Source organism: Roseateles sp. (genome assembly GCF_047654805.1).
Lineage (GTDB): Bacteria > Pseudomonadota > Gammaproteobacteria > Burkholderiales > Burkholderiaceae_C > Pelomonas.
Genome location: NZ_JASGIV010000001.1, coordinates 1084115 through 1108901, shown reverse-complemented (window position 1 = coordinate 1108901; position 24787 = coordinate 1084115). Strand labels below are relative to the sequence as shown.

Annotated in this window: 24 protein-coding genes and 1 other RNA gene; 7 read left to right on the top strand and 18 right to left on the bottom strand. The window is 68.7% G+C overall.

Going from position 1 to position 24787, the window contains the following annotated elements; translation table 11 throughout:
- Window positions 1-8: 8 nt before the first annotated feature.
- Complete coding sequence (locus QM732_RS04965; protein WP_415655081.1) at window positions 9-1322, bottom strand: hypothetical protein; 1314 nt, start codon at window positions 1320-1322, stop codon at window positions 9-11.
- 106 nt (window positions 1323-1428) lie between these two features.
- On the opposite strand from QM732_RS04965, the gene QM732_RS04960 reads away from it, so the two are divergent.
- Entirely contained in the window at window positions 1429-2001 is a 573-nt protein-coding gene (locus QM732_RS04960) for a YceI family protein (RefSeq protein WP_415655080.1), read from the top strand.
- Between the two features lie 123 nt (window positions 2002-2124).
- Here the strand turns inward: QM732_RS04960 and QM732_RS04955 are convergent, their stop codons facing one another.
- Window positions 2125-4302 carry a S46 family peptidase gene (locus QM732_RS04955; RefSeq protein WP_415655079.1) on the bottom strand — a complete coding sequence of 726 codons (2178 nt, stop codon included), beginning with the start codon at window positions 4300-4302 and terminating at the stop codon, window positions 2125-2127.
- Between the two features lie 156 nt (window positions 4303-4458).
- On the opposite strand from QM732_RS04955, the gene QM732_RS04950 reads away from it, so the two are divergent.
- Entirely contained in the window at window positions 4459-4860 is a 402-nt protein-coding gene (locus QM732_RS04950) for a GFA family protein (RefSeq protein ID WP_415655078.1), read from the top strand.
- Between the two features lie 21 nt (window positions 4861-4881).
- On the opposite strand, the gene dcd is transcribed toward QM732_RS04950, so the two are convergent.
- Genes dcd through QM732_RS04925 form a run of 5 tightly spaced genes read right to left on the bottom strand, consistent with a single transcriptional unit; the run spans window position 4882 to window position 10295 of the window.
- Window positions 4882-5448 (bottom strand): dCTP deaminase, encoded by a 567-nt coding sequence (gene dcd / locus QM732_RS04945; RefSeq protein WP_415655077.1) that lies wholly within the window; start codon window positions 5446-5448, stop codon window positions 4882-4884.
- Window positions 5449-5460: 12 nt separating this feature from the next.
- Window positions 5461-7032 carry an ABC transporter substrate-binding protein gene (locus QM732_RS04940; protein ID WP_415655076.1) on the bottom strand — a complete coding sequence of 524 codons (1572 nt, stop codon included), beginning with the start codon at window positions 7030-7032 and terminating at the stop codon, window positions 5461-5463.
- Window positions 7032-9062 carry an amidohydrolase family protein gene (locus QM732_RS04935; protein WP_415655075.1) on the bottom strand — a complete coding sequence of 677 codons (2031 nt, stop codon included), beginning with the start codon at window positions 9060-9062 and terminating at the stop codon, window positions 7032-7034. Before QM732_RS04935 ends, QM732_RS04940 begins: the two co-directional genes overlap by 1 nt.
- A gap of 37 nt (window positions 9063-9099) precedes the next feature.
- Window positions 9100-9582: a ribonuclease HI gene (gene rnhA, locus QM732_RS04930; protein ID WP_415655074.1), complete on the bottom strand. Its 483-nt coding sequence runs from the start codon at window positions 9580-9582 to the stop codon at window positions 9100-9102.
- The gene (locus tag QM732_RS04925) at window positions 9579-10295 is read right to left on the bottom strand and encodes a class I SAM-dependent methyltransferase (RefSeq protein ID WP_415655073.1); all 717 of its coding nucleotides are present in this window, start codon (window positions 10293-10295) and stop codon (window positions 9579-9581) included. The genes rnhA and QM732_RS04925 overlap by 4 nt, the downstream gene beginning before the upstream one ends.
- A 53-nt stretch (window positions 10296-10348) precedes the next feature.
- Here QM732_RS04925 and gloB point away from each other — a divergent pair, with 53 nt between their 5' ends.
- Both gloB and QM732_RS04915 read left to right on the top strand, forming a co-directional pair.
- Window positions 10349-11134 (top strand): hydroxyacylglutathione hydrolase, encoded by a 786-nt coding sequence (gene gloB / locus QM732_RS04920; RefSeq protein WP_415655072.1) that lies wholly within the window; start codon window positions 10349-10351, stop codon window positions 11132-11134.
- A gap of 169 nt (window positions 11135-11303) precedes the next feature.
- Window positions 11304-12743 carry a transglycosylase SLT domain-containing protein gene (locus QM732_RS04915; protein WP_415655071.1) on the top strand — a complete coding sequence of 480 codons (1440 nt, stop codon included), beginning with the start codon at window positions 11304-11306 and terminating at the stop codon, window positions 12741-12743.
- Between the two features lie 15 nt (window positions 12744-12758).
- Here QM732_RS04915 and QM732_RS04910 read toward each other — a convergent pair whose 3' ends face one another.
- The 4 genes from QM732_RS04910 to dnaX form a co-directional block, all read right to left on the bottom strand.
- Window positions 12759-13151, bottom strand: a complete 393-nt coding sequence (locus QM732_RS04910; protein WP_415655070.1) for an MAPEG family protein — start codon at window positions 13149-13151, stop codon at window positions 12759-12761.
- 14 nt (window positions 13152-13165) lie between these two features.
- Window positions 13166-13747, bottom strand: a complete 582-nt coding sequence (gene recR / locus QM732_RS04905) for a recombination mediator RecR (protein ID WP_415655069.1) — start codon at window positions 13745-13747, stop codon at window positions 13166-13168.
- A 136-nt stretch (window positions 13748-13883) separates the two neighbouring features.
- Window positions 13884-14210 (bottom strand): YbaB/EbfC family nucleoid-associated protein, encoded by a 327-nt coding sequence (locus tag QM732_RS04900; protein WP_088483366.1) that lies wholly within the window; start codon window positions 14208-14210, stop codon window positions 13884-13886.
- Window positions 14211-14223: 13 nt separating this feature from the next.
- Window positions 14224-16143: a DNA polymerase III subunit gamma/tau gene (dnaX, locus tag QM732_RS04895; protein WP_415655068.1), complete on the bottom strand. Its 1920-nt coding sequence runs from the start codon at window positions 16141-16143 to the stop codon at window positions 14224-14226.
- Between the two features lie 45 nt (window positions 16144-16188).
- Here dnaX and QM732_RS04890 point away from each other — a divergent pair, with 45 nt between their 5' ends.
- The 3 genes from QM732_RS04890 (at window position 16189) to ffs (ending at window position 17960) form a co-directional block, all read left to right on the top strand.
- Window positions 16189-17298, top strand: coding sequence for an AIR synthase related protein (locus QM732_RS04890; protein ID WP_415655067.1), 1110 nt, complete (start codon window positions 16189-16191; stop codon window positions 17296-17298).
- Between the two features lie 167 nt (window positions 17299-17465).
- The gene (locus QM732_RS04885; RefSeq protein ID WP_415655066.1) at window positions 17466-17852 is read left to right on the top strand and encodes a SirB2 family protein; all 387 of its coding nucleotides are present in this window, start codon (window positions 17466-17468) and stop codon (window positions 17850-17852) included.
- 10 nt (window positions 17853-17862) lie between these two features.
- Window positions 17863-17960, top strand: an RNA gene (ffs, locus tag QM732_RS04880) — signal recognition particle sRNA small type.
- Window positions 17961-18013: 53 nt separating this feature from the next.
- Here ffs and QM732_RS04875 read toward each other — a convergent pair.
- The 7 genes from QM732_RS04875 to QM732_RS04845 form a co-directional block, all read right to left on the bottom strand.
- Window positions 18014-18679 (bottom strand): hypothetical protein, encoded by a 666-nt coding sequence (locus QM732_RS04875; protein ID WP_415655065.1) that lies wholly within the window; start codon window positions 18677-18679, stop codon window positions 18014-18016.
- A gap of 14 nt (window positions 18680-18693) precedes the next feature.
- Window positions 18694-19494, bottom strand: a complete 801-nt coding sequence (locus tag QM732_RS04870) for a hypothetical protein (RefSeq protein ID WP_415655064.1) — start codon at window positions 19492-19494, stop codon at window positions 18694-18696.
- A gap of 12 nt (window positions 19495-19506) precedes the next feature.
- Window positions 19507-20187: a hypothetical protein gene (locus tag QM732_RS04865; protein WP_415655063.1), complete on the bottom strand. Its 681-nt coding sequence runs from the start codon at window positions 20185-20187 to the stop codon at window positions 19507-19509.
- 186 nt (window positions 20188-20373) lie between these two features.
- Window positions 20374-20811 carry a hypothetical protein gene (locus QM732_RS04860; RefSeq protein ID WP_415655062.1) on the bottom strand — a complete coding sequence of 146 codons (438 nt, stop codon included), beginning with the start codon at window positions 20809-20811 and terminating at the stop codon, window positions 20374-20376.
- A gap of 39 nt (window positions 20812-20850) precedes the next feature.
- A complete protein-coding gene (locus QM732_RS04855) occupies window positions 20851-21774 on the bottom strand; it encodes an OmpA family protein (protein ID WP_415655061.1) in 924 nt (307 codons plus the stop codon).
- 19 nt (window positions 21775-21793) lie between these two features.
- Entirely contained in the window at window positions 21794-22162 is a 369-nt protein-coding gene (locus QM732_RS04850; protein ID WP_415655060.1) for a DUF4398 domain-containing protein, read from the bottom strand.
- A gap of 209 nt (window positions 22163-22371) precedes the next feature.
- Window positions 22372-24747 carry a protein kinase domain-containing protein gene (locus QM732_RS04845; protein ID WP_415655059.1) on the bottom strand — a complete coding sequence of 792 codons (2376 nt, stop codon included), beginning with the start codon at window positions 24745-24747 and terminating at the stop codon, window positions 22372-22374.
- Window positions 24748-24787 lie beyond the last annotated feature (40 nt).

The following is a 24787-nucleotide window of genomic DNA, read 5'->3' as shown; positions in this document are numbered from 1 at the left end:
CCCTCCCCTCAGCGTCCTGCCGCCGTCACCAACGCCAGCGCCTCGGCCGGCGTCACCGCACCCTCACCAGGCAGCTCCACGACGATGAGGTAGCCGGCCAGATCGTTGCGCCGGCCCGCGGCCGCATAGGTCTGGGCCAGAGTGAGCTGGCGACTGGCAAGCAGGCGGCCGGTGCCCGAGTCCCAGTCCTCGCTGGAAATCATGCAGCCCTGCTGCGGAGTGCCGGGAAAGTAGCTCGTGCCGACGTAGTAGGCCGGGTTGAGGGTGGTGCCGTGGACCAGCAGCTCGTCGCGGCCAGCTCGCCCGGCCAGCCAGGCTTCCTTGATGCTTGAAGCGCCGCGCCAGCTCGGCGGCAGGAAACTCTCGTAGTGGGCCTCGCTCCACTCGGCAGGCGTGTCCGCATGCTCGAACTCGGCCGGTGTCGCCTCGATGGGCAGCTTGCTGTGCAGATAGGGTGTAGGGCCGATGTTGGGATTGGTGGCCGTGCCGGCGCCCACGATGGTGAACAGGCCTTGAGGCGTGTTGCCGTTGGTGATCGTGCCGGGCAGGCCCGTGCGGGCGAGCGCGAGCTGGGGTGCTGCAAAGAGCCTGCCGTCGGCAGCGCGCACGAAGCGGCCATTGGCGTCACGCACCAGCACCAGGCCCATGTCGATACGGCCGCGGCGCTGCAAGCTGTAGAGGGCGGGATAGCCCGCGCGCAGCGGCGCGGCGAGCAGTTCCGCCAGCGGTGGCTGAGTCGGGCGCACCGGCGCCACGGCCTCCATCAACGCCAACAGCCGCGGATCGTCGCGCCACTGCGGGAACTGGCGAGGCACGAGGTCGCCGATGGCCGCGGCATGGCTCGGGCGCGCAGCGATCAGCGTGTAGGCCGCAATGGCAAAGGGCTTGCTGGCCTGCAACTCGGGCAGCAGGGCTGCTACAGCCGGCTCGGCCTCGGCCGCGTAGAGGGTGTGGGCGGCAGTCAGCAATGCGCGCTGGGTCTCGGGGTCGCGGCTGCCCAGCGTCGGCAGGGCCGCCAGCAGCAGCGGCCGGGCGGCATCGAGCTCCAGGTTGTACTGGGCGACCAGCTCGAAGAGCCTCGGCAGGGCCGCATCGCGCTCGGGGCCGGGCGGCAGCGCGATACGGGCGCGGATGTCGGCCTGTGCGGCCTCGCGCAGCGCGCGTTCGCCGTCAGCAGACGTGGCCGGCCAGCTGAAATCAGCCGGCCGCAGCGCCAGCAGCTCGGCGGCGTTGTAGCGCTTCTCGGCAGGTTTCTGGGGTGTCAGCGGCGCACAGGCAGCCAGGGCCAGCGCCAGGAGTGGGAGGAGAAAACGGGCGATCATGTCTGCATGCAAGGTGGCGGGCGCCTGTCGAATTGGCGGCGCCCGCTTCGTCGTAGTGTCAGGCAACACACCGCCCTCTTTTCAAACCCGGATCCAAGGAGACTCCATGAAACGCCTGTCCGCCATCCTCGCCCTGCTCGCCGCGGCCATCGCCCAGGCTGCCCCCGTCAACTACGAGATCGATCCGACACATACCTATCCCAGCTTCGAGGCGGATCACATGGGCCTGTCGGTCTGGCGTGGCAAGCTCAACAAGAGCGCCGGCAACATCATCTATGACAAGGCCGACGGCAGCGGCAGCGTGGACGTGCAGATGGACCTGGCCAGCATCGATTTCGGCCTGGAGGCCATGAACGCCTGGGCGCGCGGCAAGGACTTCTTCGATCTTGCCGGCAAGCCCCCCGCCGCCAGCTTCAAGGGCCGATTCGACGGCGTGACGGGCGGAGTGCCAACCCGGCTGGTGGGCGAGCTGACCCTGAATGGCCGCACTCGCCCGGTAACGCTCGCGCTCCATCAGCTCAAGTGCATGCCCCACCCCATGCTCAAGCGCGACTGGTGCGGAGCAGACGCTTCGGGCAGCTTCAACCGCGAGGACTTCGGCCTCGCCGCGGGCAAGGACTATGGCTTCAAGATGGACGTGGGCCTGCGCATCCAGGTCGAGGCCGTGGCCAAGGAATGAGCGCTCAATGGAGAAGGGCAGCGAACCGCTGCCCTTCTTCTTCCCCTTCGGCTGCCCTGTGACCGGCTTTGCCGGCGCACAGGCAGCCCCCCGGGGGGACGGCCGTCAGGCCGCAGCGGCGGGCTACTTCACGCCCATTTCTTCCAGCAGGCGCGTGGTCTTGTCGACCGTGCTCATCTGCCACAGCATGTAGCGGGCGTCCAGGCTGATGCTGCGAACAAGCCTCGGGTTGAAGTCCCAGTCCGAGATGACGGCGTCGAGTGTGCCGTCGAACAGCAGGCCCACAAGCTCCGCCTTCTTGTTCAGCACCGGCGAACCGGAGTTGCCGCCGGTCGTGTCCAGCGTGGACAGGAAGTTCACGGGCACTGAATCCAGCGACTTGACGTAGTACTTGCCGAAGTTGCGCGCCTTGATCGCGGCCAACTGCTCGGCCGGTGCGTTGAATTCGCCTCCCGCCTCGTCGGGGCCGCGATGCTTGGCAACGATACCGCGCAGCGTCGTGAACGCCGTCCAGTTGCTGCCGTCGCTGCCGGGCGTGCGGCCCTGCACCTTGCCAAAGCTGATGCGCAGCGTGCTGTTGGCGTCGGGGTAGACCGCTTCGCCACGGCTGGCGTGGTAGTCGATCATGGCCTGCTGGACGCCGGCGTAGGCCTTCTGCAGCTTGCCGGCCATTTCCTTGTCGCGGCTCTCGCGCCTGTCGTAGTCGTCGTTCAAGGTCACGGCGAGCTTGATGAAGGCGTCGTCGCTGGCCTTGAAGGCCGCGGCGTCCTTGTCCAGCCAGCCCAAGCGGGTGGCGGTGTCGGCGATCTTGCTGCCCGCGTAGATCGCATCGATGCGGGCGCGGATGCCGGCCTCGTCCTGGCCCGCTTTCAGGCCAAGCGCGTCGAGCCAGGCTGTGTTCAGCGTCGCAGCGGGCTGGGCCAGGTACTGGGCCAGGAAATGAGCCACCAGGCGCTTGTCCGTGGTCTCGTCGTAGCGGCGCTCCAGCGCCTGCTGGGCGGCGCGCAGCCGCGCGGCATCGCGCTCCTGGAAACCGGTCTTGCGCTCGGCATCGGGCTTGGCGCGTTCCAGTGCGCCCTGGTAGAGCTGGTGGGCCGAGGTCAGCAGCGCGGGCGACATGAAGCTCATCAGCAGCTCGCCGCGGACGGTGGCCTGACGCTCGGCGATGAGACTCTCGGCAGCGGACAGGTCGGCGCCGTAGCGCTCCTTGCGCTTCGCATCCGCGTTGACCCAAGCCTTGAGCTTGTCGAAGTCAGCCGTCTTGCGCGCGAGGATGTCGCTGCCGTCGTAGCTCTGCTGCTGGCCCTGCAGGTTCTTGTAGTAGTTCTGCAGGCCCTGCATGCGCGCAGCCATCTTGATCTCACCGTCGCGCCGGCCAGCCGTCTCGGCCTTGATGAGGTCGATGGCCTCGCCCATCACGCGCGTCTGCGAGGGCTGCTGCCAGCCGAAGGCGAAGTCCACCTCGGCGGGCAGGCGGTGGCGGTTGGTGCGGCCCGGATAGCCGGCCACCATGACGAAGTCGCCGTCGTTCAGCGGGCTGCTCGCCATCTTGAGGTGGTGCTGGGGCAGATAGGGCTTGTTGTCCTTGCTGAAGTCCGCCGGCTTGCCGTCCGGACCTACGTAGGCGCGGTAGAAGCTGTAGTCGCCGGTATGGCGCGGCCAGACCCAGTTGTCGGCATCACCGCCGAACAGGCCCACGCCGGTAGCCGGCGCATGCACCAGCCGGACGTCGCGAATCTCCAGCTGCTTGATGAGCTGGTACTGCAGGCCGCCGAAGAAGGAATAGACGTTGCAGCGGTGGCCAACGTCGGCCTCGCAGGCCGCCACGAGCTTCTTCTCGGTGGCCTCGATGGCGTCGGTTCGGGCTTTGCCGCTCAGCGCTCGGGTCTTGTCGTTGAGGATGTCGGCGCTGACATCCTTCATGTCGACGGTCACGAGGATTCGGCTGCCGGGAGCGGCGGGCAGCTCGTCAGCCAGCGTCGCGGCGTAGAAGCCGTTCTTCAGCAGGTCGCGATCAGGCTTGGAGTTGTACTGGATGCTGCCATAGGCGCAGTGGTGGTTGGTCACGGCCAGCCCCTGCGGCGACACGAAGCTTGCCGTGCAGCCGCCCAGCGACACGACGGCGCCCATCGGGAAGTCAGTCAGCTCCTTGAGCTTGGCGGGGTCCAGGGCCAGGCCACCGGCCTTCAGCGCCTTGGCGATCTGCGGCAGTTGCTTGGGCATCCACATGCCTTCGTCGGCATGGGCGGCGGTCACGGCCAGCGCAGCAGCGGCCAGCAGCGAAAGGGAATGACGGTTCATGGGGCGGTTCGGCGAAAAGGCGAAACCGCGAGCGTAACCCGCCGCGCACCCGCCTTCGCCGTGCGAAAAGCCAGGGGATGGCCTGGGGAAAGTCCCCGGCATCGCGGGCAGTGGCATGCTGCTCCCACATCCCGCCTGACGTCCAGGAGCTACCCCATGAAGATCAACGGAGCCTGCCACTGCGGCGCCATCGCATTCACGGCCGAGATCGATCCCTCGCGCGTGGTGGTCTGCCACTGCACGGACTGCCAGGTGCTGTCCGGCGCGCCCTTGCGGGCGGGCATCCCCACGCCCATCGAGCAGTTCACGCTGCTGCGCGGCACGCCCAAGAGCTACGTGAAGGTCGCACAAAGCGGCAACCGGCGCGCGCAGGTGTTCTGCGGAGATTGCGGGACGGCCCTGTGGGGCACCGCACCGGAGAACCCCACGGCGCTGGTCATCCGCGTGGGCTGCGTGGAGCAACGCGCGCTGCTCAGGCCCGGCCTGCAAATCTGGCGGCACTCGCAGGCGCCGTGGCTGGACGGGTTGCAAGATCTGCCGGGCTCGCCCCAGCAGTAGGCCTGCAAGGAACGCCCTTGCTCAGGCCTTGGGCAGCGTTACGCCCACCTGCCCCTGGTATTTGCCGCCGCGGTCCTTGTAGCTGGTCTCGCAGACCTCGTCGCTCTCGAAGAACAGCACCTGGGCACAGCCCTCGCCAGCGTAGATCTTGGCTGGCAGCGGGGTGGTGTTGCTGAACTCCAGCGTCACATAGCCCTCCCACTCGGGCTCGAAGGGCGTTACGTTGACGATGATGCCGCAGCGGGCGTAGGTACTCTTGCCCAGGCACACGGTCAGCACGTTGCGCGGGATGCGGAAGTACTCCACCGTGCGCGCCAGCGCAAAGCTGTTGGGCGGGATGATGCAGACATCCTTGTTGACGTCGACGAAGCTGTTCTCGTCGAAGTTCTTCGGGTCCACCACCGTACTGTGGATGTTGGTGAAGACCTTGAACTCGGGCGCGCAGCGTATGTCGTAACCGTAGCTGCTGGTGCCGTAACTGACGATCTTGCGGCCGTCGCGCTCACGGATCTGCCCGGGCTCGAAGGGCTCGATCATGCCGTGTTGCTCCGCCATGCGGCGTATCCACTTATCGCTCTTGATGCTCATCTCGTCGTCCTCTTATCTGGGCAAAACGCCGTCGAAATACATGCCGCCGTCCAGGTCCACCACGAAGCCCTTGACTGCCGCGCGCTCAGGCACGGCCAGGCGCCCGTAGGCGATGGGTGTCCAGGGCAGTTCCTGCATCGCGATGCGCTGGGCCTTCGCGTAGAGAAGCTTGCGGTCTTCCTGCTTGAGGGCCTGGCGCGCATCTGCCAGCAACCGGTCGTAGGCGGGGTTGCACCAGAAGCTGCCGCTGGCCGCACCGCAGGCGAGCTGGCCGGCGGTGTTGGCAGGCTCGGGATCGCCGTTCCAGCCGCTCAGCGCCGCGTCGTGCTCGCCGGCATCGATGCGGCGCAGGTACTCGCCCCACTCGTAGGTGACGATGCGAGCAGTCACGCCAACCTTGGCCCAGTCCGCCTGGATCATCTGCGCCATGCGCTGGCCGTTGGGGTTGTAGGTACGCACCACGGGCATGGCCCACAGCGTGATGTTCAGCGGCAGCACGCCGGCCTTCTGCAGCAAGGCGCGAGCCTTCGCGGGGTCGTGCGGCTGCGGTTTGAGCGTCGCGTCATGCGCCCAGTTGGCAGCCGGAATGGGACTGGTGGCCAGCGTGCCAGCCTCGCCGTAGACGGCACGCAGGATGGCCGCCTTGTCGATAGCCATGTCCAGCGCCTGGCGCACCTCGACCTTGGACAGCGCCGGACGCCGGGTGTTGTAGGCAAGGATGCCGACATTCATGCCCGGCGCCGTCGCAAGCTTGACGGCGGGGTCCTTCTTCAGCACGTCCAACTCGGCGGGGCCGACCGGCGCGGCGATGTCGCACTCGTCGCGCCTGAGGCGCTGGGCGCGCACGCTGGCATCGGGCGTGATCGCGTAGACGAGCTGGTCGGCGCGCGGCCGCTCGGACTGACGCCACCAGCCCGGGTGCTTCACGTAGCGGATGACGCTGTCGGCCCGGAAGCTCTTGAACTGGAACGGGCCGGTGCCCACCGGCAGCTGCGCGATGCGCTGCGGCGTGCCAGCCTTGAGTAGCTGCGCACCCAGTTCGGCCGACTGCACCATCGTGAACGCAAAGCTCAGTGCCGACAAGAAGGAAGCGTCGCGCTCGGCCAGCGTGAAGCGGACCTGATGGTCGCCGAGCTTCTCGACCTTCTGGATGAGCTTCTCCCAGCCGAAGGAGACGACGTAGGGCGACACGCTGGGAAAGGCCTTGGCAAAGGCGCCGCCCGGCCCATCCGGCCTATTGAGCAGTCGCCCAAAAGTGAAGACGACGTCGTCGGCATTGAACTCGCGCGTGGGCTTGAAACCATCGACGGTGTGCCAGCTGACGCCGCGGCGCAGCTCGAACGTATAGGCCAGCCCGTCAGGGCTGACGCTCCAGCTGGTGGCCAGGCCGGGGATCAACTGATCCGTCCCCCGCTTGACCTCGATGAGGGTGCTGAAGATGGGCAGGTGGGCGATGTGGTCGATGCCGCTGTCGGTCATCGCCGGGTCGAAGGTCTTGGGGCTGCCCGCGGCGCAAAAGCGCAGCGTGGACTGGGCGTTGGCAAGCAACGGGAGAGCCAGCAGCAGCAGAGCAGCGATTCGCATCAGTGAAGGATCTCGGCAGAGGGTACGAACGGCAGGATGCCCAGGGACTGATAAAGCGCCGACGGCGACAGTGCGCGCGTCTGGCCGTTGAGGCCCTGCAGCACCAGGGTCAGACGGCGGATGGCACGGATGTCGGCGACCGGGTCGCCCTCCACCAGCAGCAGGTCGGAGCGCTTGCCGCGCTCGATGCTGCCGATGTCGGCCAGCCGGTCGCTGTAGCGCGCACCATTCCAGGTTGCGATCTTCAGTGCCTGGGCAGCCGGGATGCCGGCCTTGACGTACAGCTCCAGCTCGCGCTGCAGCGCGAAGCCGGCGGTCGCGTCGGTCCCCGACACCAGCGGTACGCCAGCCTCGTGCATGCGGCGCAGCAGCTCGGTCATGACCTGCCAGCTCGCGCTCCACCGCCTGGCCTTCACATCGTCCATGTCCACCTCGGCCGACAGGTAGCTGCGCTGCACGACGGCCGGCAGATGCGCCGAGACCATGGCGTAGCTCGGGTTGGGCTGGCCCTGGCGCTGCGTGAACTGGGCCTCGAAGGCCGTCATCGTCGGGTCGACGACTGTGCCCTTGCTCTTCAGCAGCGCGATGAAGTCGTGCGTGCGCCGGTCATTGAGCTTGAGGTCGGCCGCCTTGTCGCCGACGAGGTTGAAGCGCAGCAGCGTACGCGTGTCGTCATCCTTGCTGACGAGGAAATTCAGCGTGAGCTGGTTGATGTGGTGCAGCTCGTCATAGCCCGCCTCCACGGCCTGGCGTGCCGTCATGAAGGCCGGCACATGACCACCTGTGCGCAGTCCCAGCGCTCGCGCATGGGCCGTCATCGGCTTGACCCAGTCGGGCCGGATGGAGTTGTAGAGCTTGAGCTGGCGGTAGCCATGGGCGGCGTACCAGTCGATGGCGGCGAGCGCCTCGTCCAGCGAGTCGGCCACGAAGTTGCCATTCAGCGAGAACGGGCTCCTGCCCTCGATGAAACCGTTGGCTGCCACGCGCGGGCCCAGCAGTTCGCCGCGCTCGATGCGACCGCTCAGCGCACTGAGGTCGGCGTGGCTGTTGCCCACATCGCGCACCGCCGTCACGCCGGCCGCCAAGTTCAGCAGCAGATCACCTTCGTCGAGATGCGCATGCATGTCGACGAACCCAGGCAGCAGCGTGCGCCCCTTGCCACTGATGCGCTGTTCAGGCCGCACCTGCCCGAGGCTGCCGGGCGCGGCGATGTAGGCGATGCGCCCGTCCGCCAAATAGACGTCGGACGGCCCGCGCAGCATGGCGGCCTGCGCATCGAACCAGCGCACGCCCTCGATGACGGTGAGCCCCGGCAGGACCTTGGGCAACTCGCGCGCAAGGCGCTGGAGGCGCAACAGTTCAGCGGCCTTCTGCGCTTCGGCCAACCGCTCCACCTCGGCTTCGCTCCCCTGCAGCACGGTGGCGCCCCAGCCCGGGTAGACACGGGCAAACAGCGCATGATTGTCCTCGCGAAGCCACAGGTAGCTGGGTGCCAGCTCCAGGCCCGTGATGGCATACAGCCCCACCTCCTGGCCGGCCACCTTCAGCGTCTGCACGCGCGCGATGGCTGCCTGCCCGACCGGCAGTCCCGGTGCGCGCAGGTCGGGCCGGGCCAGCAGGCTCTGCGCCAGCCGCCCCAGCCAGGCAGGGCTGGCCTCCACGGGCAGGTAGACGGCCTCGGGCGACGCGCCGGCCTGCTCGCCGCGGTCCACCGGCGAGCGCCACGAGGCCCGGCCATCGGCCTGGCGCTCGAAGCCTTCGTCGATACGCGCGCCATAGGTGGCCACGCCCTCGTTGCGGTAGCCCGTCCAGGTACCGTCGGGCGCGAACTCCAGCGCCTCCTTCATTTGCGGCCCGCGGCCGTTGTTGCGGTAGCCGTAGTCCACGTCCAGCCGGCCGGCCGATTCGGCCACCTTCATCTGGCCGCAGGCCGTCTTCATGCACAGCACCGTGTAGGCCAGGGTCTGGGCATGGGCAGCACCGGCGGCCAGCAGCAGCACGGCAAGCCAGGAGGTCGGCAGCACATTCATCGGGGGAGCTCTTTCCGAAGCGAAGTTCGCGCGGACTTTACTGACCTCTCCTGCCGATGGACGACACCCCCTTGTTTGCCAGCATGTCGGCTCGTTCGTTGCCCGGGTCACCGGCATGGCCTTTGACCCAGCGCCAGTCCACATGATGCAGCTTCCTCAGCGCATCCAGCCGCTGCCAGAGGTCGGCGTTCTTCACCGGCTTGCCGTCGGCCGTCTTCCAGCCGCGGCGCTGCCAGTTGTGTATCCATTCGGTAATACCCTTGCGCACATATTCGCTGTCCATGTAGATGACAACGTCGCAACTGCGCTTGAGCGAAGCCAGCGCCTCGATGGGCGCTGTCAGCTCCATGCGGTTGTTGGTCGTGCCCGGCTCGCCGCCGAAGAGTTCCTTGTCGTGGCCACCGCTGCTGAGCCATGCGCCCCAGCCGCCCGGGCCCGGATTGCCCTTGCAGGCGCCATCGGTATAGATGGTGACCTGCGGGCGCTTGATCGCGACGGCAGGCTTGGAGGTATCGGTCATTTCTTGTTGTGATGGTTGTTCAGCGCGACCGCAGGTGCCTTCTTGGCCGCCGCGCGCGAGTTCTTGGCCAGGCCGATCATGCGCATGCCCTGCACGCGCTTGACCGCCTGGATGAAGTAGACGGCGCCCAGCACCGGCCACCAGCGGGAGCCGACACCGTCGGCCCATCGCCAGCGCTGCAGCCAGGCTTCCGAGCGCAGCGGCGGGCGGTAGATGCCGAAGCGCGCCGCCTCGACATCGAAGCTCAGCAGCTTGAGCCAGTCGCGCAGCCGCCAGTAACCGATGAAGTCGCCCTCGCTGGGCAGGTAGGGTTCGCCGCGGCGCCTGAGCCGGCCCAGGTTCTGGCGCAGGCCCCACAGGCTGGCCGGATTCAGGCCGAAGACGATAAGCCGCCCCTCGGGTCGCAGCACGCGCTCCACCTCGCGCAGCAGCGCATGGGCGTCGCAGGCCAGCTCCAGCGCATGCGGCAGCAGCACCAGGTCAAGGCTGGCGCTTTCAAAAGGCAAGGCGTCGAAATCGCACTGGACGTCGCAAGCCGGGTCGCGGCCGGCCAGCCAGCGGTGAGGCATGCGGTTGGTCCGCAGACCGTCCAGCTCGGACAGGCCCAGCTGCAGGGCGTGGAACCCGAACAGGTCGGCCACGGCCGTGTCGACCTGTGCCTGCTCCCAGGCCAGCAGGTGGAGCCCAGGCGGGGTCTGCAGCCAGGCTGCCAAATCTATACTCGGCGCTTTATCTGTCATGGGTTGGCGCCACATTGACGCTCAGTTTGACGCTCACGCCTGTCCCGGCTTTCGACGACAACTACCTCTGGCTGCTCGACAACGGCCATGAGGCCCTCGTCGTCGATCCCGGTGATGCCGCGCCGGTGCTGGCGGCCCTGGATGCCCGGGGCCTGACGCTCGCCGGCATTCTATTGACCCACCACCACGGCGATCACGTGGGCGGCGTCGATGCGCTGCGCCCGCACTTGCAAGGCCCCGTCTACGGCCCCGTCCACGAGAAGCTGCCCGAGCCGGTGCAGCGCCTGGAGGGCGGCGACAACGTAACCCTGCTGGGACTGCAGTTCGCCGTGATGGCCGTGCCCGGCCACACGGCTGGCCACATCGCCTACTTCGCGGCCGAGGTGCCGGAAGGCGATCCGCTGCTGTTCTGCGGCGACACGCTGTTCAGCGGCGGCTGCGGCCGCCTGTTCGAAGGAACACCGGCGCAAATGCATGCCTCGCTGCAGTCGCTGGCGGCGCTGCCCCCCGGAACGCGCGTGTGCTGCGCCCACGAATACACGTTGTCCAACCTGCGTTTCGCGCGCGAGGTCGACCCCGGCAACGCTGCGCTGGCGGACTACACCGCCTGGTGCGAGGCCCAGCGTGCCGCGCGCCGTCCGACGCTGCCGGCACGCCTGGGCACCGAGACCCGCATCAACCCCTTTCTGCGTTGTACCGAGCCGGCCCTGCGGGAAGCCGCCCGCCGCCACGCCCCCCTCAAACTCCCGGCCGCGCCCAGCCCGGTCGATGTGTTCGCGACGCTGCGCGAATGGAAGAACGGATTCCGATGAAGCTCATCCACCGACTGACACCCCTCGCCCTGGCCACGCTGCTGGCCGCCTGCGCCACGACCACGCCCCCGGTCGCCGAAGCACCTCCCCCCCTCCCCCCGCCGCCGAGATCCCCGCAGCCGACCCGGCACCGCCGCCGCAGGCCGCCGCCCCGGCACCTACGCGCGAGGTGGCCGCCGGCCTGCTGGAAGACAACCTGCGCCCCGGCGAGAAGATCGACCTCGACGCCCCCGACGCCAGCGCCGACCTCTGGGTGCGCGTGCGCGGTGGCTTCCGACTGCCTGACCTGGATGACGACTGGGTTCGCAAGGCCGAGGCCTGGTACAGCGCGCGGCCCGACTACGTCGAGCGCATGACCACGCGCGGCAGCCGCTACCTCTTTCACATCCTCGAAGAAGTCGAGAAGCGCGGCATGCCCGCCGAGCTGGCGCTGCTGCCATTCATCGAGAGCGCCTTCGTCACGCATGCCGTGTCCAGCGCCAAGGCCACCGGCATGTGGCAGTTCATGCCCGCCACGGGCCGCGACTTCGACCTGAAGCAGAACATCTTCCGCGATGACCGCCGCGACGTTCTTGCCTCCACCAGTGCCGCGCTGGACTATCTCGGCCGTCTCTACAAGATGTTCGGCGACTGGCACCTCGCGCTGGCCGCCTACAACTGGGGTCCGGGCAACGTGCAGAAGGCCGTGGCGCGCAACCAGCGTCTGGGCCTGCCCACCGACTATGCCAGCCTGAAGATCCCCGACGAGACGCGCTACTACGTGCCCAAGCTGCAGGCGGTGAAGAACATCGTGCTGGCGCCCGACCGCTACGCGCTGGCGCTGCCGGCTGTGGCCAACCACCCCTACTTCCTGAGCGTGAAGATCGAGCGCGACATCGATGTGTCGCTGGCTGCGCAGTTCGCTGGCATCTCGCTGGAGACCTTCCAGCAGTTCAACCCGCAGATGAACAAGCCAGTCATCCTGGCCGCCGCGACACAGCAGGTGCTGCTGCCCTACGACCAGGCCAGCGCCTTCGCCGAGAACCTGGCGCGGCACACCGGCCCGATGGCGAGCTGGACGGCCTGGGTCGTGCCCAAGACCATGAGCCCGGCCGATGCGGCCAAGCGCACCGGCATGCCCGAGAGCCAGCTGCGCGAGATCAACCGAATCCCGCCCAAGATGCTGGTCAAGGCCGGCTCCACGCTGCTGGTACCGCGCGGCGAGCATGTGCATGCCGACATCTCGGAGCGCCTGGCCGACACGGCCGCGCTCAATCTCGCGCCCGACGCGCCGCCGCTTCGTCGCCTGACCCTGAAGGCCGGCAAGGCCGACACCGTGGCTGGCGTGGCCGCGCGCTACAAGGTACGCGCCGAGCAGGTGGCGCAGTGGAACAAGGTGGGCAGCAACGCCCGCTTCAAGCCGGGCCAGGCCATCGTGGTCTACACGGCCGCGTCACCGGCCCGGGCAACCGCGGCCAGCCGCAAGGCCGCCCCGACGCGCAAGGCCACGGCAGTGGCCAAGGCACCAGCGGCCAAGGTCGCCAAGGCGGCAGCCAAGCCGGCCGCAAAAACCGTCAAGACCGCCGGCAGCGGCAAGGGCCGCAACGTGGTGGCGGCGGCCGCACCCTGAACAGGTCAGCCGGCCTCAGCGCGCGAAGAACAGCCCCACGCTGGCGGCCATGCCGGCCGCCCACAGCAGCGAACGCAGCGAGGCCTGGTCGGCCACGTAGAGGGCCACATAGGCCAGCCGTGCAGCGATGAAGCCCAGCGCCAGCAGGTCCACGGTGGCCTGCGCAGCCTGGTGCTGGTAGGCCACGAACAGGCCGGCGATGAAGATTGGCAGGGCCTCCCAGCTGTTGGCCTGGGCCGCATTGGCTCGAGCCTGCCAGCCTGCCAGCTTCGCCAGCCACTCGCGTGGCTGGTGGTTGTCGAAGCCGCCATCACGGCGCCGCTTGCCGAAGCCCTTGGACTTGGCCAGGCCAGCGCAGCCAATGGGCAGCAGGCAGGCGACGAGCAGGCAAATCTGGGCAATGGTCATGGCGTTTCCTCGTTCTATCGACGGTCGCTGAGGGCGTGGGCGATCGTGCCCAGGTCCACATATTCGAGCTCGCTGCCCACCGGCACACCGCGCGCCAGGCGGGTGGACTTGATGCCGCGCACGCGCAGCGCCTCGGCGAGCACATGGGCCGTGGCCTCACCTTCGGCGGTGAAGCTGGTGGCGAGGATGACTTCCTCGACGCCCACCTCCGCCGCCCGCGCGAGCAGTTCGGCCGCACCGATCTGGCGCGTGCCGACCCCGTCCAGCGGGCTCAGCCGCCCCAGCAGCACAAAGTAGTAGCCGCGATAGGACCCTGTGCGCTCCAGTGCAGCCTGGTCCGCCGGCGTCTCGACGACGCAAAGCAGCCGCGCGTCGCGCTCGTCGTCTGCGCAGACCCCGCAGACCGGCGTCTCGCTGAAGGTGTGGCAGCGCTCGCAATGCTTGATGCGCTCGCCGGCAATCGTCAGCGCCTCGGCCAGGCGAGGCATGGCCTGCCGGTCATGCTGCAGCAGGTGGTAGGCCATGCGCTGGGCCGATTTCTGGCCCACGCCAGGCAGGCGCTTCAGCGCCTCGACAAGTGAATCCAGTGCGTTCAAGCCGCAACCACGCCGTCAGCAATTGATCGCCGCCGCAGGCGCGATCCCGTCAGGCGGCAGCCGTGAAACCGGCTTTGCCGGGCCACGGACTGCTCCCCCTCTAGGCGGAGGCGGGAAGCGCCTCGGGAGTGGTCCATCAGAACGGGAATTTCATGCCGGGCGGCAGGGGCATGCCCGCGGTCAGCTTGCCCATCTTCTCGGCACTGGTGGCCTCGGCACGGCGCACGGCGTCATTGAAGGCTGCGGCGACCAGGTCCTCCAGCATGTCCTTGTCGTCGGCCAGCAGGCTGGGATCGATGGTCACGCGGCGGACCTCGTTCTTGCAGGTCATGACCACCTTCACGAGGCCGGCGCCGCTCTGGCCCTCCACCTCGATGTTGGCGAGCTCTTCCTGAGCCTTCTTCAGGTTGTCCTGCATCGCCTGGGCTTGCTTCATCAAGCCGGCGAGTTGGCCTTTCATCATGATCGTGTCCTTGTCAGTTTGAGGGTGTCAGCACGGGCTGCACGGAGCCCGGCAGGATGCGTGCCGACGGGAATTGGGACAACAGCGTCCGCGTCATCGGGTGTCCGGCGGCCAGGTCTTCGGCCGCGCGCTGCTGCGCTTCGGCACGTGCGACGGTACGCAACGCAATGGAGTCCTCAGCCACGCCGGCCTCGATCTCCAGCCTGGCGTTCATCGCCGCCTCGAGCTTGGCGACGAGGGCCGGCGCGCGCAGCGATTCGCGCTCGATGCGCAGCTTCCAGACCTCGCGGCCATCGACGCTGTCGCAGGCCAGGGCCTGGGCCTGGCGGGCCAGCTCACCGGTCATGCCCGGCAGGCTGAGCGCCGCGATGCGCTCGGCCCAGCGGGCGCCCTCCGGCGTCTCCCGCAGCACCGCGCGCCGGGGCGCCTCGGGCTCGCCGCGTGGCTCGGGCGCTGTGGCGGCGACGGGCGCGCCATCGGCTTCCATCCAGGGAGGTGGCGCGTCGTCGGGCGGCTGGCCGTCGAAGGCCTGGTCATCCTCGGCCCCGGCCTCGCGCTCCACAGGGCGCGGGCGCAGCCGGTCGCTCAGCCTGGGCGTCGACGGCTCGACCACTGCAGGCGCGGCGACGACGGCCGCAGGCTCAGCGGCCTGAGGTGTCGGTGTCGGTGTCGGCGCCGTTGGCTGCACGGCCGCTACCACCACTGGCGCGGGGATCGGCGCGGCGACCGGCGCAGGAGGGGGCGCGAACTTGGGCAGCGGCACCGCGACGGCGGCCTTGGCCACTGCCGGCGGGCGCACCAACGCCGCTGCCTTGACCGGCCTGGGCTGCGTGCCCGCGGGGCGGAAGGCCAGCATGCGCAGCAGCACCATCAGCAGGCCGGCGTACTCGTCGGGCGCCAGATGCAACTCGGCGCGACCATGCAGGGCCATGCTGTACATCAGCTGGATCTCGTCGGCCGGCAGCGCGGCAGCCAGGCGGCGGATCTCGGCGGTCTCGTTGTCGGCATCGTCCAGCGCGGTCGGCGCGGCCTGGGCCAGGGCCATCTGCTGGAACAGCGTGGCGAGGTCCTCCAGCGTGCCCGCTGCCGACAGTCCTGCGCCGCGCAGCGCATCGGCCTGGGCCACGACGGCCTCGCCACTGGCCGCTACCAGCGCATCGACGATGGCCACGACATGGCCGCGATCCACGCTGCCCAGCATCTGGCGCACGCCGGCCTCGGTCAGCGAGCCCGCGCCGAAGGCGATGGCCTGGTCGGTCAGCGACAGCGCATCGCGCATGGAACCGCGCGCGGCGCGCGACAGCAGCCGCAGCGCGCCGCCTTCAGCCGGCACGCTCTCGGCGCCCAGCACATTGCCCAGGTGCATCTGCACGTCGGCCGCGGCCATCGGGCGCAGGTTGAACTGCAGGCAGCGCGACAGCACCGTGACCGGCACCTTCTGCGGGTCGGTCGTCGCCAGCACGAACTTCAGGTACTCGGGCGGCTCCTCCAGCGTCTTCAGCATCGCGTTGAACGCGGTGTTCGACAGCATGTGCACTTCGTCGATCATGTAGACCTTGAAGCGGCCAACGACCGGCTTGTAGACGGCCTGATCCAGCAGCTGCGAGATCTCCTCGACGCCGCGGTTGGACGCCGCGTCCAGCTCGACGTAGTCGACGAAGCGGCCGGCGTCGATGTCGCGACAGGCCGCGCATACGCCGCAGGGCTGCGCCGTGATGCCGCCGGTCCCATCCGCTCCCGTGCAGTTCAGGCTCTTGGCCAGGATGCGCGATACCGTCGTCTTGCCGACGCCGCGGGTGCCGGTGAAGAGGTAAGCATGGTGCAGTCGACCTTGCGTCAGCGCGTTGGCGAGGGCTTGGACGACGTGCTCCTGGCCGACGAGCTGCTCGAAACTCTGCGGACGGTATTTGCGGGCCAGGACCTGGTAACTCATGGGGAGAGATTCTATGGGCGGGTGCACCGCGGATAATCCCGCCCCATGACCTCGCAAGCCCCCCTCACCTACGACCAAGCCGGCGTCAACTACGACCTGATCGACCCTCTGAAGATCACGGCCCAGCGCGCCGCCGCCGCCACGGCTTCCCACCTCGCCGGGCATGGCTTCAGCGAGGTGAAGGCCTCGCGCGGCGAGTCGGCCTACGTCGTGGACGTGGGGCCGTTCTACATCGCCTCCATCGTCGAATGCCTGGGTACCAAGACCCTGGTAGCCGACGAGATGGCCAAGCTGACCGGCAAGAGCTTCTTCGCCGGCATCGCGCAGGACACCATCGCGATGGCGGTCAACGACCTCATCACCGTGGGTGCAACGCCGCTGGTTGTGCAGGCCTACTGGGCTGCCGGCGGCAGCGACTGGTTCGGCGACGCACAGCGCGCGCAAGCGCTGGTGGCTGGCTGGAAGGCGGCCTGCGACACCTGCCAGGTCGCCTGGGGCGGCGGCGAGACGCCGGCGCTGGCCGGCATCGTGGAGGACGGCCGCATCGACCTGGCGGCGTCCTGCACCGGCCTCATCAACCCCAAGGAACGGCTGTCTGTGGGCGACAAGCTGGGTGCCGGCGATGCCATCGTGCTGCTGGCCTCCAGCGGTATCCACGCCAACGGCCTGAGCCTCGCGCGCAAGCTGGCCGAGCGCCTGCCCCAGGGTTACCTGACCGAGATCGAGCCTGGCCTGAGCTATGGCGAGGCCCTGCTGGCCCCCACCGCGCTGTACTCGCCCGTCACCGAAGCGCTGTGGAAGGCCGGCATCGCGCCGCACTACTGCGCCAACATCACTGGCCACGGCTGGCGCAAGCTGCTGCGGCACCCCAGCGCCCTCACCTACCGCATCCACACCGTGCCGCCCAAGACAGCCGTGCTGGCCTTCATCCAGAAGGAAGCCGGCCAGGACGACCGCGAAGCCTATTCCACGCTGAACATGGGCGCCGGCTTCGCGATCTTCGTCAAGGCCGGGGACGCCGAGCGCACCGCGCAGGTCGCCCGCGACTGCGGCATCGACGCCTGGGTGGCCGGCTCGGTGGAGGCCGGCGAGAAGCAGTTGCTGATCGAGCCTCTGGGCATCCGCTTCAGCGAAGACGACCTCGCGCTACGCTGAGGAATGGACAACCCCGCGCCCAGCCCAGCCACGCTGACTGCGGGCAAGTCCGGTCGTCCCGCGCTGCGGGACGGCAATGCCTGCGGGGCTGAGCCGCTAGCACGTCGCCCAAGGCGGGCCGGCTCGGGCGCAGCCCTGCGCTCGGCCTGCGCAACGACACGCCTGAAATGACGTGGTTCTACACCCAGATGGTCCAGTGGCATGTGCTGCTTGCCTGGTGCAGCGTGGGCCTGTTCTTCGTGCGCGGCCTGCTGTTCCAGTTCGGCACGCCACGGCTGCAGGCCGTGGCCAAGGACGCTCGCTTGCTGGTACTGGTGTTCGGCGTCAACGCCTGCCTCGTCGTCACCGGACTGAGCCTGTGGGGCGCCATCGGCTATCACCCGGTGCGCAACTGGTGGCTGGGCGCCAAGCTCGTCGCATTGGTGGGCTACCTGATCTGCGGCCACTGGGCAATGAGCCAGGCACGTCTGCACCTGCTGGGCTACCTCACCGCGCTCGCGCTGCTGGCCCTGGCCATGGACTTGTCCGTCAACCGCCAGTTCCTGCCCGGTTAGAATCTCGCTCGACGGGCCTCCCCGCATGGAAGCGCGCCCAACCGGGTCAGGTGGGGAACCAAGCAGCCCTAAGCGTTGCAACCAGTGCCGGGGGTAAGGCTCGTCACCTCTTTTTCCTGCATCCGCAGGCGTGGTTCGGCAACCTCCGGGCCGACTCCGCTTCAAGCCGACTTCGGCCTCCCCCCGCTCCCGCACTGCGCCGCAGCCAACCGTGAATCGGTAACGGTGATGCCTGGCCCGGTCACGATCGCGAAATAGACCGTCTGGCCGACGACGATGTCCACCTCGGCAGGCTCCGCCTTGCCATGGTTGATCATCACGAGGGCCGCCTTGGACAGGGCAGCGCGCCAGTGGGCGAGGTCTTCGCGCTTCTCGCAGCGCACTTCCTTCACGCGCACCACACCGGCCAGGCCCGAACCGTGAGCATCACCCCAGCGGTAGGTACCCGGCAGGCCGAAGGCGTGGCTGTAGCCACATTCGTTGACGAGCGAGCTGCTGCCGAAGAAGCTCTTGTCGCCTGCCACCTCGAAGGCTGGCGCCTTCTGGTCGGGACAGTTCCAGCTGACGAGATCGCCAGCCTCGATGCGCAGCTCCTGAAGCTCGGGGATGAAGGCCTTGCCATCCCAACGCAGCGTCACATGGTGCTGCGTCATCTTGCCGTCGCTCTTGCGGGCCGCGACATCGATCTTGAATGGCCGCTCCAGGTTCATGGCGCCGCCACCGGCGGGCAGCACATGGTAGGCGTAGGCGCCCTCGCGCATGAAGCGCTGGCCATAGCAGTCCACGGCATGCAGGGCACGGCTGTCCAGGGTATCGAGGTGTTGCATGGTGGTTCGCTCCGTCAGGCCGAGATGTCCACGCCCAGGACGAGTTCGTCCTCGTCAGTGCTCTGGATGGCAGCGGTCACGCTGTCAAGCGTGACGAACACCGCCGGATCGTTCGGTCCCGCTGCCGGCAGCACCTGGAAGTGCTGGGGCTGGTTGTAGATGGGGATCACCAGTCCGCTGACAAAGGGCGAGACGATGGGGCCAAGGAAGCCCAGCAGGCCGGCGACGCCGATGGCCGCAAGGATGGCGTTGACCGCGATGGCGACGAAGGGGCCGATGAAAGGGATGGCCAGCAGCAACGGGGTGATGGCCAAGCCTATGAGCACCAGCATGCCTGCCGTCGCCGGGCCGAACTGCAGCTGCGACACGTTCTGCACCACTGCACGCACGCGCCATTGGCCGCCCACGAGCGCGATGTCCAGCCCGAAGTCAGCGGTGGCCTCGACGAAGTCGCCCAGCGACACGGGCACCGTGATGGTGGGCCAACTGATGCACACGCGGGGCGTGCACACGCGACCCACGCAGGGGATGTCCACGCACACCTGCGGCAGGCAGAAGCTGGGCAGGAAGCTGTTCAAGTCGATGCCGAAGCTCAGTGACACGTGCCAGTTCAGCCGCAGGTTCGCGACCCGCACAGTATTGGGCGCGATAAGGTCGATGGACCCATGCACGAAGCTGGCACTGGCGGTGTAGCTGGCCACGAAAGGACCGAAGCTGGCGCTGCCGCTCTGGGGCGGCAGGGGCACCAGCGACAACGCGGCGTTGAACAGGGTGTTGGCGCCGCCCTCGTCGAGCGCTGCAGTGATCTCGGCCATGGTATTGCTCCTTCAGACGTTGCCGCGGGCCAAGACCTGGTCGTCGTCGATCAGCGGTCCCTGCGCGACGATGAGCTTGAACGCGCCGGCGCGCAGCGCCTGCAAGGGCAGATGTACCTGCGAGAGCGCGGCATCCAGCAGCATGCGGATCAGGCACTCCAGCACCGACTCCAAGCTGTCGGGGGTGATGTCCACCAGCTCCACCGCGTCCAGCCGCAAGCGGATCTCGCCATTGCCGCTGCCATCATTCCAGCTGTCCAGATGGCCGACGGCAAACACGCCGAGCTTGGTGCAGGTCACCTCGCCCAGGCTGTTAGCCTTGGGATCCTTTGGATCGTTCGGATGGTCATTGCCACGGTCATCGCGGCGCTTCACGCAGTTGATGCACAACTCCACCGAGGTGCGCAACGCAAAGCCGCCGAGCGGCAATGTCAGCTGCGGTGGCAGCGGGTCGGTCTGCTTGAAGAGGTCCACGCGCGGCAACTCGAAGCGCACAGCCCAGTCGATGCCCCCGGGGAGCCCGGGGAAGGCAATCGCCGCCATCTGCGTCGCGGTGACGTTGGTGGCCGCAACGAAGGCGGGCGAGCCGTAGCGCAGGTAGCGTGGGCGGGCGGTGAAGAAAGCCCGCAGCATGTCGTTGAGCGCACTCTCGTGGATGGACGCGAAGACATGCTGGACTTGGGTGAGGCTCATTGCAAACTCCTTTGCCGACACCGTGGGCCGGAATCTAGGAGTCACGACAGCCACGCGCATCCGCAATGCGACGGAAGCCTCTCTCCCTAACTTCTTCCTTGAAATGAGCGCCGACAAGCTCGATGGCTACGGGCTCTCCGGCGAGCCAGGCGGATCAAGGGCCACGCGTTGGCCCTTTCACCATGCTCAACGGCCCGGCGTCTTAGGGATGTCCGTCGAGCGCACCGTCAGCGTCGTCAGTTGCCCCCCTCCTGACACGCTGCCGCTGACCTGGCCTTCGCGCACCCTGCGTTCGCAGAGTTCACGGTCCTCCGCAGGCTGGGCCTGGCAACGCAGGAGCGCATTGCGGGCCCACTGTTCGGGACGATCGCCCGGTGCGGTCAGCCGGCCCTGGCGCGCCTGGGCATAGGCCGCACCGGCTTCGCGCAGGCACACGTCACGGGGCTCGCCAGTGCGCCCGCTGACGCAGTCCGCCTTCTCGCGCTCGTACTGAAGGCGCAGCGGATCAACGTTGCCGGCCCTCGGTCCGGCAGCCTGGGCCGCGCTCGCCAGGGCCAGCAGGCCGGCGGCCAGCCAGATGGCGGCGCCGCGATCACGCGGCGGGGTGCTGTAGTGCAGGGTCATCTCGATCTCCTTTGGTGGGCAGCGACAGGAACACAGCCATCAACCGCGCGCGCGCACCGGCTGGCTGTCGTTCGAGATATAGACCTCGACGCGACGGTTCATCGCGCGGTCCGACGAGCTCGAATTGCTGGCCACCGGATAGGCCTCGCCGTAGCCGCGGGTTGCAATGCGGGTCGGGTCGACACCACGAGCACGCAACGCGTCGGCCACGGCCTGGGAGCGGCGCTGCGAGAGTGCCAGATTGGCCGCATCACTGCCGACGCTGTCGGTGAAGCCCTCTATCAGCACACGGCGATCGGGATGCTGGGCTAGGTAGTGGGCCAGCTTGTCGATGGCGTTCTGTGCCGCGGGCTTGACCTCGGCGCGGCCGAACTCGAACAGCACATCGCCCAGCGTGACCAGCATGCCACGATCGGTCTGCCTGGCCTGCAGGTCAGCCAGTTCCTGCTGCAATGCGGCCGCCTGGGCCTGGGCCTGGGCGGCATCCGCGTTGGCGGCTGCGGCCTGCTGGCGCGCGGCATTGGCGTCGGCGCTGGCGTTGGCAGCCGCGATCTGTGCATTGGCGGCCTGAGCCTGGGCTGCGCTGGCACGCCGCGCATTGGCGTCAGCCCGGACGCGCTCGCGGTCGACCTCGGCAGCCTTGATCGCTTCTTCCTCGGTCGACGCCCGGCCAATGGCCATCGCGGTACGGGCCTGGGTCGAGGCGACGTAGGCGGCGGAGTCGATGTCGGCCGGCGACTCGCGCTTGGCACTGAGCTCCTCGGCGCGGCGCAACGAGTCGGCGGCCTTCTTGACGTCCAGCGAGGCGTACTTCAGCACGGCCGGGTCAGCCTCGGCGCTGCGCACGTTGACGCGCGCCTGCTCCAGTGCGGGCGTGACGGTGGGAGCGCTGGCGCAGCCGGCGAACAGGGCGGCCGCGGCCGCCAGGGTAGTCAGGGATGCAGAGAAGCGGGCGGAGTGCATGGCAGTCCTTTCGACGAAGTCAGGAACGGTTCAGCTGCGCTTGCAGCTGCTGGATGCTCTCGCGCACCTCGGTCAGCGCGCGGCTGGAGCGGGCGGAGCGGGCAGTGGCCTGCGCCAACGCCGCATCCGCAGCGGCCTCGTCGGCCAGCTGGCGCGCGGCCACATAGTCCTTGCGGGCCATGGCCGCGTTGGCGCGGGCCAGCTTGTCCCTGGCCGTGGACAGTTCGGCAGGTGCCTCGGCGGCGTTGCCGGTCGCCTGGTCGACCGCTGCATTGGCCACGGCCAGCTGCGCCTTCGGCGCGTCGCCCGTCGTCGAGCATGCGGCCAGGGCGGAGGCGGCAAACACCGCCAACAACGCCGCCCGACCCTTCATCGGATGGGGATTCATACAACCTCCTGTGGTTTGAAGTCCCCGGCGTTCATGCATCGCCGTCGCGCCGGGTCCGGGTTCTTGCAGGATGCAAATCCAGTATTCGCGACAGGGGACGCGGCACCCGTCAGCGTGTGGCGGCACCGCCTGTGGGAGATGCCCTACAGCCCCGGCCGGGATTCACGCCCGGCATCGAGCAGGCCGCAACGCACGCGCCCGCCCCCGACTCAGCCGGTGGCCTGGCGGAAGGCCATCACGGCCTGGTTGCGCAGGGTGCGCAGCAGCGACAGCTCCTTGTCGCCCAGCTGCACGGCGCCAGCCCCGGGATGGTCGGCGTAGATCAGCCCCAACGGTGCTCCTTTGAGCATCAGGGGCAGCAGCAGGAAGCTCTGTGCCTGCAGCTCGCCACGGAACCAGCCCGGCAGTCGCGGAGCGATGTTGGGCGCCCGAGCGTCCTGGATCAGCGTGTCTGCTCCCTTGAGGCAGACTGCGGCGACGAGGTCCGGAGGCTGAGCCGTCAAGTCCACGCGCAGCAGTGGTGCGAGGCGTTCCACATCGGCGCCGACCCCCAGCCGCCCCGTCAGTGCCTGGCCGCGAGCATCACGCAGGCAGAAGATGACGCGCCGGAAGCCCAGGGCGCGGTAGATGGTCTCCAGGATCATGCGCAGCACGGCATTGAGCTGGAAATGCTCGACCATGGCGTCGGTGATGTCCTGCACACCGGCGGCCAGCAGCTGGGTGGCTTGCTCGGCGGACGATGCGGCCAAGTCCTGGGTACGCTCCATCACCAGCGTCGGAGCGAGTTCGTGCTGGGTCAGCGAGTCATGCAGCGAAGGCGTCAGCGGCGCGAGCAGGCGCTGGGCGCGCGAATCGCGCGGCAGGTGCAGGTCCAGCGCCTCGGTCATCTGCGCGAGATGCTGGCGCGCCGTGTCAGCGGCCAAGTCGAAGGCCTCGGCGCTCAAGCCGAGGGCACGCGCATGACGCTGCGCCAGCGCGCGCAGCCTGGCGTGGGCCTGCTCGGGCGGCGTGTCGAGGATGAGGTCCGCCATGTCGTTGCTGGCGCGCGCCAACCAGCGCTGGCGCTCGGTCGGGTCCACGAGCAGGCGCTGCGGGGCTTCACCGGCTGGGCGGTGCATGGCGCGCTGCAGGCTGGCGGGCAGGCCCCACTGCCGGGCCACGCCCAGGCCAAGGGCCTCGTAACTCATGCCCAGCACCTGGGCCGATGCGGCCTCCTCGCCGATGGCGGACTGGCCGTCCTCCCCGGGGCTGACCAGGCGGCGCACGGCCTCGGCCTCTTCGGGGAAGTAGAACTCGGTCAGCGAGCGGCCGAGGTGGTGGAACATGGCTGCGAGGAAGGCCTCCTCGGCCTCGCGCGGATTGGCGCACAGCTCGCGCGCCAGCGACGCTGCCATCAACGAGCGCAAGTAGTCCTCGCGCAGGCGCCTTGCATGGCCTTTGTTCTCCATGCGCTCCAACAGCACCAGGCTCAGCGCGAGGTTGCGAATGCCAGCAAAGCCGATCAACGCGACCGCGCGCGACACGGTGCCGATGCCGCCGCCACCCGTGTGCCTGTACTGGGCCGTGTTCACGAGGCGCAGCAGCTTCTGCGTCAAGGCCACGTCCTTCAGGATCTCGTTGGACAAGTTGGCCACGCTCTCATGCTCGGACTGCGTCAGGCGCTGGATGCGGCCGATGGCGTCGGACAGCGCCGGAAAATCGCTCTTGTGGCGCATGCGGCGCAACAGGAAGTCCAGCACCGGAGCGTCCTGCTGCGCATCCGGCTCGGCAACGGGACGCAACCAGGCGGCAAGCGCGTCGCGAAGCAGTGCGGCGCTGGGCCAGCGCGCCGACGGCTCGCGTGCCAGGCCGCGCTGCACGATGGCGCGCAGCGCATCGTCCACGCTGGCGTCCAGCCCCGCAGGCAACATCAGCTGCGTCGTCTGCACGCGCTGGATGGCGCGCCAGGGGTCCGGGTCATGGTTCAGGCGCTGGCCGCTCAGCATCTCGGCGAGCATGACGGCGGCGGCGAACACGTCCATCTGCGGCTGCGGCGGCGCGCCGCTCGCCGCCTCGGGCGAGATATAGCCGGGCGTGCCGACGATGCGCGACGGCGCGTTGGCAGCCGTGGACACCCGCGCCGCGATGCCGAAGTCCATCACCCGCGGCCGGCCGCGGGCATCGAGCAGGATGTTGCTAGGCTTGAGATCCCGGTGGACCAGGCCCGCGGCATGGGCGGCGGTGAGACCGTCCAGCACGCCCAGCATCAGCGTGACGGCTTCCGCCGCCGTCATCCGCGGGCCGGCCCGCAGGCGCTGGCTCAGCGTGCCGCCGGAGACATACTCGAAGACGAGGTAGGAATGCCCCGCCTGGGTATCGGCCTCGAAGACCGGGACGATGTTGGGGTGGGTCAGCCGGCTGACTGCGCGAGCTTCGTGCAGCCACTCGTCGACGCTGCCCGGCTCGGCCGCCGACTTGAGCAGCTTGACGGCGACCTCGCGGTCCAGCAGCGGGTCATGAGCCAGCCAGACCGTCGCCTGTGCCCCCTCCCCAAGGCGCTTCAGCAGCCGGAAGCGGCCGAGCTGGGGAGGCAGGTCGTCGGCCATGATGTCAGTGGCGCCCGATCGCTGCAAGGCGCTGGCTCGC

Bases quoted from the DNA above. Each gene is read 5' to 3' on its own strand.
- QM732_RS04965 (WP_415655081.1), bottom strand. From the start codon at position 1,322: ATGATCGCCCGTTTTCTCCTCCCACTCCTGGCGCTGGCCCTGGCTGCC.
- QM732_RS04960 (WP_415655080.1), top strand. From the start codon at position 1,429: ATGAAACGCCTGTCCGCCATCCTCGCCCTGCTCGCCGCGGCCATCGCC.
- QM732_RS04955 (WP_415655079.1), bottom strand. From the start codon at position 4,302: ATGAACCGTCATTCCCTTTCGCTGCTGGCCGCTGCTGCGCTGGCCGTG.
- QM732_RS04950 (WP_415655078.1), top strand. From the start codon at position 4,459: ATGAAGATCAACGGAGCCTGCCACTGCGGCGCCATCGCATTCACGGCC.
- dcd (WP_415655077.1), bottom strand. From the start codon at position 5,448: ATGAGCATCAAGAGCGATAAGTGGATACGCCGCATGGCGGAGCAACAC.
- QM732_RS04940 (WP_415655076.1), bottom strand. From the start codon at position 7,032: ATGCGAATCGCTGCTCTGCTGCTGCTGGCTCTCCCGTTGCTTGCCAAC.
- QM732_RS04935 (WP_415655075.1), bottom strand. From the start codon at position 9,062: ATGAATGTGCTGCCGACCTCCTGGCTTGCCGTGCTGCTGCTGGCCGCC.
- rnhA (WP_415655074.1), bottom strand. From the start codon at position 9,582: ATGACCGATACCTCCAAGCCTGCCGTCGCGATCAAGCGCCCGCAGGTC.
- QM732_RS04910 (WP_415655070.1), bottom strand. From the start codon at position 13,151: ATGACCATTGCCCAGATTTGCCTGCTCGTCGCCTGCCTGCTGCCCATT.
- QM732_RS04900 (WP_088483366.1), bottom strand. From the start codon at position 14,210: ATGATGAAAGGCCAACTCGCCGGCTTGATGAAGCAAGCCCAGGCGATG.
- dnaX (WP_415655068.1), bottom strand. From the start codon at position 16,143: ATGAGTTACCAGGTCCTGGCCCGCAAATACCGTCCGCAGAGTTTCGAG.
- QM732_RS04890 (WP_415655067.1), top strand. From the start codon at position 16,189: ATGACCTCGCAAGCCCCCCTCACCTACGACCAAGCCGGCGTCAACTAC.
- QM732_RS04885 (WP_415655066.1), top strand. From the start codon at position 17,466: ATGACGTGGTTCTACACCCAGATGGTCCAGTGGCATGTGCTGCTTGCC.
- QM732_RS04875 (WP_415655065.1), bottom strand. From the start codon at position 18,679: ATGCAACACCTCGATACCCTGGACAGCCGTGCCCTGCATGCCGTGGAC.
- QM732_RS04870 (WP_415655064.1), bottom strand. From the start codon at position 19,494: ATGGCCGAGATCACTGCAGCGCTCGACGAGGGCGGCGCCAACACCCTG.
- QM732_RS04865 (WP_415655063.1), bottom strand. From the start codon at position 20,187: ATGAGCCTCACCCAAGTCCAGCATGTCTTCGCGTCCATCCACGAGAGT.
- QM732_RS04860 (WP_415655062.1), bottom strand. From the start codon at position 20,811: ATGACCCTGCACTACAGCACCCCGCCGCGTGATCGCGGCGCCGCCATC.
- QM732_RS04855 (WP_415655061.1), bottom strand. From the start codon at position 21,774: ATGCACTCCGCCCGCTTCTCTGCATCCCTGACTACCCTGGCGGCCGCG.
- QM732_RS04850 (WP_415655060.1), bottom strand. From the start codon at position 22,162: ATGAATCCCCATCCGATGAAGGGTCGGGCGGCGTTGTTGGCGGTGTTT.
- QM732_RS04845 (WP_415655059.1), bottom strand. From the start codon at position 24,747: ATGGCCGACGACCTGCCTCCCCAGCTCGGCCGCTTCCGGCTGCTGAAG.